This window comes from Streptomyces sp. NPDC000878 (assembly GCF_053599695.1).
Genome location: NZ_JBSFMT010000159.1, coordinates 1 through 6600, shown reverse-complemented (window position 1 = coordinate 6600; position 6600 = coordinate 1). Strand labels below are relative to the sequence as shown.

The 6600-nt window shown below is 72.2% G+C and carries 3 protein-coding genes; 1 reads left to right on the top strand and 2 read right to left on the bottom strand.

Features of this window, described 5'->3' with window-relative positions:
* Positions 1–134: 134 nt before the first annotated feature.
* Positions 135–1382: an L-2-hydroxyglutarate oxidase gene (gene lhgO, locus ACWDR4_RS49635; protein WP_450418759.1), complete on the bottom strand. Its 1248-nt coding sequence runs from the start codon at positions 1380–1382 to the stop codon at positions 135–137.
* Positions 1383–1518: 136 nt separating this feature from the next.
* Positions 1519–2943 carry an MFS transporter gene (locus ACWDR4_RS49630; RefSeq protein WP_450418757.1) on the bottom strand — a complete coding sequence of 475 codons (1425 nt, stop codon included), beginning with the start codon at positions 2941–2943 and terminating at the stop codon, positions 1519–1521.
* Between the two features lie 879 nt (positions 2944–3822).
* Here ACWDR4_RS49630 and ACWDR4_RS49625 point away from each other — a divergent pair.
* Complete coding sequence (locus tag ACWDR4_RS49625; protein ID WP_450418756.1) at positions 3823–5991, top strand: asparagine synthase-related protein; 2169 nt, start codon at positions 3823–3825, stop codon at positions 5989–5991.
* Positions 5992–6600 lie beyond the last annotated feature (609 nt).

Genomic DNA, 6600 nt, shown 5'->3' with positions numbered 1-6600 from the left:
GGACGGGCTGACTGACTCAGCCCGTCCGGCGTTTGAGGACAAGGCCCGTTCAGGGCCGTAGCGGGGGTCTGGGGGCGGCAGCCCCCAGGGGACGGGAATGGGTAGGGGCGGCGGGGGCGAAGAAAAGCCCCGCTTCACCCACCCAGCACAGCCAGCGCCCGCCGAGCCACCTCCCGCCCGATCGGCAGCGACGCCGTCGCCGCAGGTGACGGCGCGTTCAGCACGTGCACCGCCCGCGCCCCCTCCCTGATCAGGAAGTCATCCACCAGCGTCCCGTCCCGCAGCACCGCCTGCGCCCGAACCCCCGCAGCCGCAGGCACCAGATCCCCCTCCGACACCACCGGCAACAACCTCCGCACCGCCCGCGCGAACGCCCCCTTCGACACCGACCGCCGCAGCTCCCCACCCCCGTACCGCCAGTGCCGCGCAGCGATCCGCCACGTCCCCGGCCACGCCACCGTCGCCCCCAGCTCCCGCACCCGCACGGTCCCCCACCCGTACCCCTCCCGCGCCAGCGCCGGCACGGCATTGGGCCCGATGTGGACACCCCCGTCGATCCCCCGGGTCAGATGCACCCCGAGGAACGGGAACGCCGGATCCGGCACCGGATACACCAGCCCCCGCACCAGCTCGGGCCGCGCCAGCGTGAAGTACTCGCCCCGGAACGGCACGATCCGCATCCCGGGCTCGTCACCGGTCAGCCGCGCCACCTCGTCGCAGTACAGCCCGGCGCAGTTGACCAGCACCCGCCCCCGCACGACCTCGCCGCCCCCCGGCCCAGCCGTCCGCACGGCCACCCCGAGGTCCGCCCGCCGGTCGACGCGGACGACCCGGGCGCCGTACCGGATCTCCGCCCCCGAGGACTCGGCCAGCTGCCGGGCGACCGCCACGTAGTCGCAGATCCCCGTCGTCCCCACGTGTATGCCGGCGAGGCCCCGCACCTCCGGCTCGTACTCCCCGATCTGGGCGGGGCCCAGTTCCCGTACCGGAATGCCGTTCTCCCGGCCGCGCTGGACGAGGGCGTGCAGCCGGGGCAGTTCGTCCCGCTCCGTCGCGACGATCAGCTTGCCGGTGACGGCGTGCGGGATGCCGTACTCCGCGCAGAACTTGACCATCTCGGCGGCGCCCCGCACCGCGTACCGCGCCTTGAGCGACCCCGGCCGGTAGTAGATCCCGCTGTGGATGACGCCACTGTTGCGCCCCGTCTGGTGCTGGGCCGGCCCCGACTCCTTCTCCAGCACCGTCACCCGCGTACCCGGCGCGGCACGCGTGATCGCATACGCCGTCGACAGCCCGACGATCCCCCCACCGACCACGAGCACATCACAGTCGTAAGCGATACCCGACACCACCTGCACCACCTCCCACCCCCGATAGTGCACTGCGCCACTGACAGTCACTTCAAACACCGGGAACAGTGGCGGGCCTAAGGGGCGCGAGGAACTGCGCGACAAGCCACACACAACCCGCAGCCCCAAGATCACCGAAACCAGGCAAACGGGAAGGAATCTCCTGCGCCTACGCCGGAGTCATCAACAACGGCCGAGCCCGCTCCCGCAACTCCACCACCCGAGGCTCATCCCCATACGGCTCCAACCGATGCAGAAGATCCTTCACGTACTCGGTGGTGCGCGCCGAAGAGATGCGCCCCGCAACCTCCACCGCCCGCACCCCCTGCTCGCATGCCGCGTCGAGATTGCCCGACTCGAGCTCGGCGACCGCCGAGACGACGAGCCGCAGCCCGTGCGAGCGCACGAACTCCTCCGTCGGCTTCGACAGCGCCTGCTCCGTGAAACGGCGGACCTGACGCGGTGCCTTCAGATCGCGGTAGCACTCGGCGGCGTCGGCGGCGAAGCGGTCGTACGAGTAGAAGCCGAGCCAGGAGGGGTCGTTGTCGCCGTCGCGGGCCCGCTCCAGCCAGCCCTCCGCGGAGCGCAGCGCCGCGCCGGCCGCGTGGGCGTCACTCGCGCGCGCGTGGGCCCGTGCCTCGACCAGCCGGAAGAAACTCATCGTGCGGGCCGTCGCGAGGCCCCTGTTGCGCTCCAGGGCCGCCTGGGCGAGGTCGACGCCCTCGTCGCCGAAGCCCCGGTAGGTCGCCTGGAGAGACATCGAGGCCAGGACGTAGCCCCCAAGGGGTACGTCGGCCGCCGCGCGGGCCAGCCGTAGCGCCTGGATGTAGTACCGCTGTGCGGCCTCCTGTTGACCCGTGTCGAAGGCCATCCACCCGGCGAGGCGCGTGAGTTCGGCGGACGCCCCGAACAGGGCGCGTCCCACCTCGTCCGAGTACGAGCCCAGCAGCAGCGGCGCAGCCTCCACCCGCAGACACTCGGGCACCATGGACGAACGCCAGTCCCCGCCGCCGTACTTGGAGTCCCAGCGCCTGGCGTCCTCCGCGGCCTCCCGCAGTTTCTGCACATCGCTGTGGCCGACTTTCAGCGGTGCCCCGGAGGCCTCGGAGAGGTTCGCGTCGCGTGCCACCGAGCTGTCGGCCGGGGTTATCAGCCACCGTGAGGCAGGCGTTGCGTATGCGCTCACTGCGAACGATCCGGCGAGGGACTGCCAGATGCCGCCGGAGCCCGCGCGACGGCCGGCGAGGTCGAGACGGTAGAGGTCGGTGGCGGAGCGGACCGCCTGTCCGACGTCCCGGGGGAAGGCGAGGCCCACCTCGGGTGCGGGATCCGCGTCCGCCAGGCCGATCTCGTGGAGCGGCACCGGACGGCCGAGCTTCTGGCCGATGGCGGCCGCGATGAGGTGCGGCGCGGCGCCCTGCGGCACCATGCCCTTCGACACCCAGCGCGCCACCGACGTCTTGTCGTAGCGAAGAGTCAACCCGCGTTGAGCGCCAAGGTCGTTGACGCGACGCGCGAGTCCTGCGTTGCTGATTCCCGCGAGGGCGAGAACGGCGCCGAGTTTGTCGTTCGGCCCGCGTTGCTCCCTGGACATGCGCCACCCCTCGACACAGACGGCTGCCGCGCTGGCATAACCACCCGGCATTCGTAAACCCAGCGTAGTTCGCCGCATCCCAAGCGTTAAGAGGCATTGTTCCGGATGGCGGGATTGTGGTCCGTACGGAAGTTCTGGGGATGTACGCACCGTTGCGACGTGCCCCCGCTGTGTGGCCGTGCGCCCGTGCGTGCGCTCTTCTCCGGCCACGGCGGGAGCGCTTCCATGGATCCTGCGTGGGTCGGCCCGCTGTACTGGATCCAGTGGGCTGGGGGACACCGCCGCCTACATCCCCGCGGGCGGCGGACCGGTCCGGGAGGCGAACTCCGCCTCCCGGACTGTGCGTAGGCTCTGCGCTCCGCAGAGCCTGTACGGAGCGTGCGCGAGCCTGCCCCCGCTTCGCCAACTTGGCCGAAAACAGACCCCGTCTTCCCGGGCCGATTACCCCTCCCACCATGGAAATTGAGGGCGCGTGGGGCGTCTTGGGGGAGCGTAACGGGGGCGCATTCAGGTCGCAGCCGTGCGGGCGAACTCCCTGGTCGACGCGTGTGGACGGGTGTAGGTGGGTGGTGGCGGGTGTCGGCGGGTGGTGAACTTCCCGTCAGGGTCCGGCGATTAGCGATGTCCCCGTACCAATATCCCCGCGCCGAAGTCTCCTGATGTCGCCATCGAAGTTCCTTGATCCAAACGTTGAAGTCCCTTGAACCACGCGTGCGTTCGTGGCTGCGCGGGCATGTTCCAGGGGGTGCACAGGAGTTCGCAGGGGCGCACTTCGGGGAGCGCGAGCGGCTCTGCCGTCCCTCCGAGGCGCTTCCTTCATGGCAGCATGGTGCCGAGTTCGTACGGTGCACTGGTTGTCCACAGCCTGTGGAGGCGTCGATGCGGTGGTTGGTGGGATGGAGCAGCACCGCAGCTGTGGCCGCCAAATACGCGACAGGGCCTGCCGGCTACGCGGCCGACGGAGTCGGGAACGGCACCGGGGTCGGGGCCGGATACGCGGCGGGCGCGACGGGCTACGACGGCGAGACGGTCCACCCGGTCGGCTCCCAACTCCTGTGGGGAGACCCCGATCCGCTCTGGGCGGTCGGCGACTGGCGCCCCGACGAGGTCCGCGTCGTACGGGCCGACGAACAGACCCGCATAGCGGTGCTGGGCACCTGCGGAGCCACCGACGAACAACTCCGGGTCGCCCTGTTCGCCGCACGCGGAGGCGCACTTCGCCATCTGACGGCCTGGCCGGGCAGCTACACGGCCATCGTCCAGGTGGGGCGCCGGCTCATGGTCTGTGGTGACCTGGCGGGCGCGCGTCCGGTGTTCTACACCCCCTGGGCGGGCGGCACGGCCTACGCGACGGCGGCCCTCCCCCTCGCCGACCTCATCGAGGCCAACCTCGACTTCGGCCACCTCGCCGCGCTCCTCGCGGCCCCCGACGTACCGGCTGCGTTGCACGACTCGACGCCTTACGACGGCGTGCGGCGCATTCCGCCGGGGCATGCGCTGATCCTGCGCGCCGGGGCGCGTGAGATCGCCGGGTACGAGCCGGTGGCCTCCCTCGCGGTCGCGGCGGCCTCCGTGGACCCCGACAGCGCGGTCGACGGCGTACGGGACGCGCTGGTCGATGCGGTACGCGCCCGGCTGTCCGCCCCCCGCCATGTGCCCGACGCCAACATGGACCCCGGCCCTGTGCCCGGGATGGGCCCGGCGGAACGGCGTGCGGCGCGCGGAATGCCCGTACCGGGGATAGGGGCCGACCTCTCCGGCGGCCCGGCCTCAGGAACCCTCGCGCTCCTCGCGGCCGGCCTTCCGGGCATGCCCGGGACGGTCCTCGGACACGGCACGGGCGCGGGGGAGCGGCTGCTGGCGGTGACGTTCAACGACCTGGCGGTGGGCGGGCGCGAGGCGGAACTGGAGCGGGCGGGGACCCTGGCGGCGAACCCACGCCTGCACCACGTAGTGGTGACAGGCGAGGAGGACGTCCTCCCGTACGCCGACCTGGACGGCCCGCTGACGGACGAGCCGGGCCCGAGCCTGGTGACGGCGGCCAGGCACAGGGCGAGATTGGCCTCAGGCAGCGCGGACCACTTCACGGGCTACGGCGCCAGGCAGGTCCTGGACGCCCACCCCGCCCGTCTCGCCGATCTCCTCATGGACCGCAAACGCCGCCACCTGGTCCGCCCGGTGGCGGCGCTCGCGAAGGCCGACGGCTCGGTGATGGTCCCCGCGCGCGTGTACGGCGCCGCCCGCAAGCTCGCCCGCACTCCCTACAAGGCGGGCATAGAGAACCTCGCCGACCGCCTGATGCAGCGCCGCTTCGACGAGCCCGGGGGCGCGGTCGGAGCCTCACTGGCCGCGCTCACCTGGGCCAGACCCGGCCCTGCCGCGCGCTGGCTGACCGGTGAGGCGCTGGCTGAAGTATCGGTTCGCCTGAACTGGGCGACGGATCGGGCGGGCGCCGGCGTAGGCCCCGGCCAACGCCCAGGAGACTTCCGCGCGCGGGCTGCACTGGCGCGCCAGGCGGCGGACGTACGGGTCCTGGAACAGGCGGCGGAGATCCGCTTCCAGCGCCTGCACACGCCGTTCCTGGACAACCAGGTGGTGCGAGCCTGCCGAGCCCTCCCAGAGGCCCTAAGAGTCCAACCGGGAGCCAGGGCCTCCATCCTCCGTACGGTCCTGGAAGGCGCCGGCGTAGCGGACCTGCCCCCCGGCTGGGGCGCACCCTCGCACGCGTCGACGGCAGCGGCATCGCGCACGGGCCTGAGGGTCTCGGTGGAGCAGCTGATGACCCTGTTCGACACACCGCTGCTGGCGGAGGCGGGCCTGGTGGAGGCGAGGGTGGTCCGCAAGGCACTGCGAGGCGCCGCGGAGGGCGAACCCCTCCCCCTGGACGGCCTGGCGGACCTGGTCTCCCTGGAGGTCTGGCTACGCCGCCTCCTCTCCCGCCGAGGCACCTGCTGGACCGGCACCCCGGCCCGCCAACGAGCCGTACCGTCGGGAATCACCCCCCAGAGGGGAGCGCTGGGGGCGGGCGCGGGGGCCCGCCGGGGGTAAGCCCAGGATGGCGAGGCCGAAACAGCCCAGGACCCCGCTTCCCACCCACCCACCCGTTTCCACCCCGTTCGCCAGGCACCCTCGAACCCCTCGGTGCCGACCGGCATCTCCAACCCACCCGGCATTCAAGGCCAGGCACCCTCGAACCTCTCGATGCTGACCGGCACCTCCAACCCACCCGGCGTTCGAGTCCGGGCAGCTCACGCTTCCTCCCCACCCACCCCGCCGCACCTTCAGCGCCGACCGGCACCCTCCAGCCCGCCCGGCGTTCGAGACCGAGCGCGCTCAGCCCACCTCTCCCCGCCCACCCGCCCCCGCCGCTTCCGCAGCACAGGCGGTGCCTCATCAGCGCCGACCCGCACCCTCCAGCCCGCCGGTGTTCGAGACCGAGCCGCTCATGCTTCTTTCCCACCCGCCCCGCCGCACCATCCAGCCCGGCCGGGGCATTTCAGCCCGTCCGGCGTTTGAGGACAAGCGCGTCCAGCGCGAGCTTTTCCCACCCACCCCCACCCCACCCCGGCCCGCATTTCCAGCCCGTCCGGCGTTTGAGCCCCGGCGAGGTGCTCGATGCGCTGCTGGGCGAGGTCGTACCGCTCCAGCTCGGTCTTC

What these genes read in the sequence shown, in the direction of transcription:
- ACWDR4_RS49625 (WP_450418756.1), top strand. Translation starts at nt 3,823, where the DNA reads ATGCGGTGGTTGGTGGGATGGAGCAGCACCGCAGCTGTGGCCGCCAAA.
- ACWDR4_RS49630 (WP_450418757.1), bottom strand. Translation starts at nt 2,943, where the DNA reads ATGTCCAGGGAGCAACGCGGGCCGAACGACAAACTCGGCGCCGTTCTC.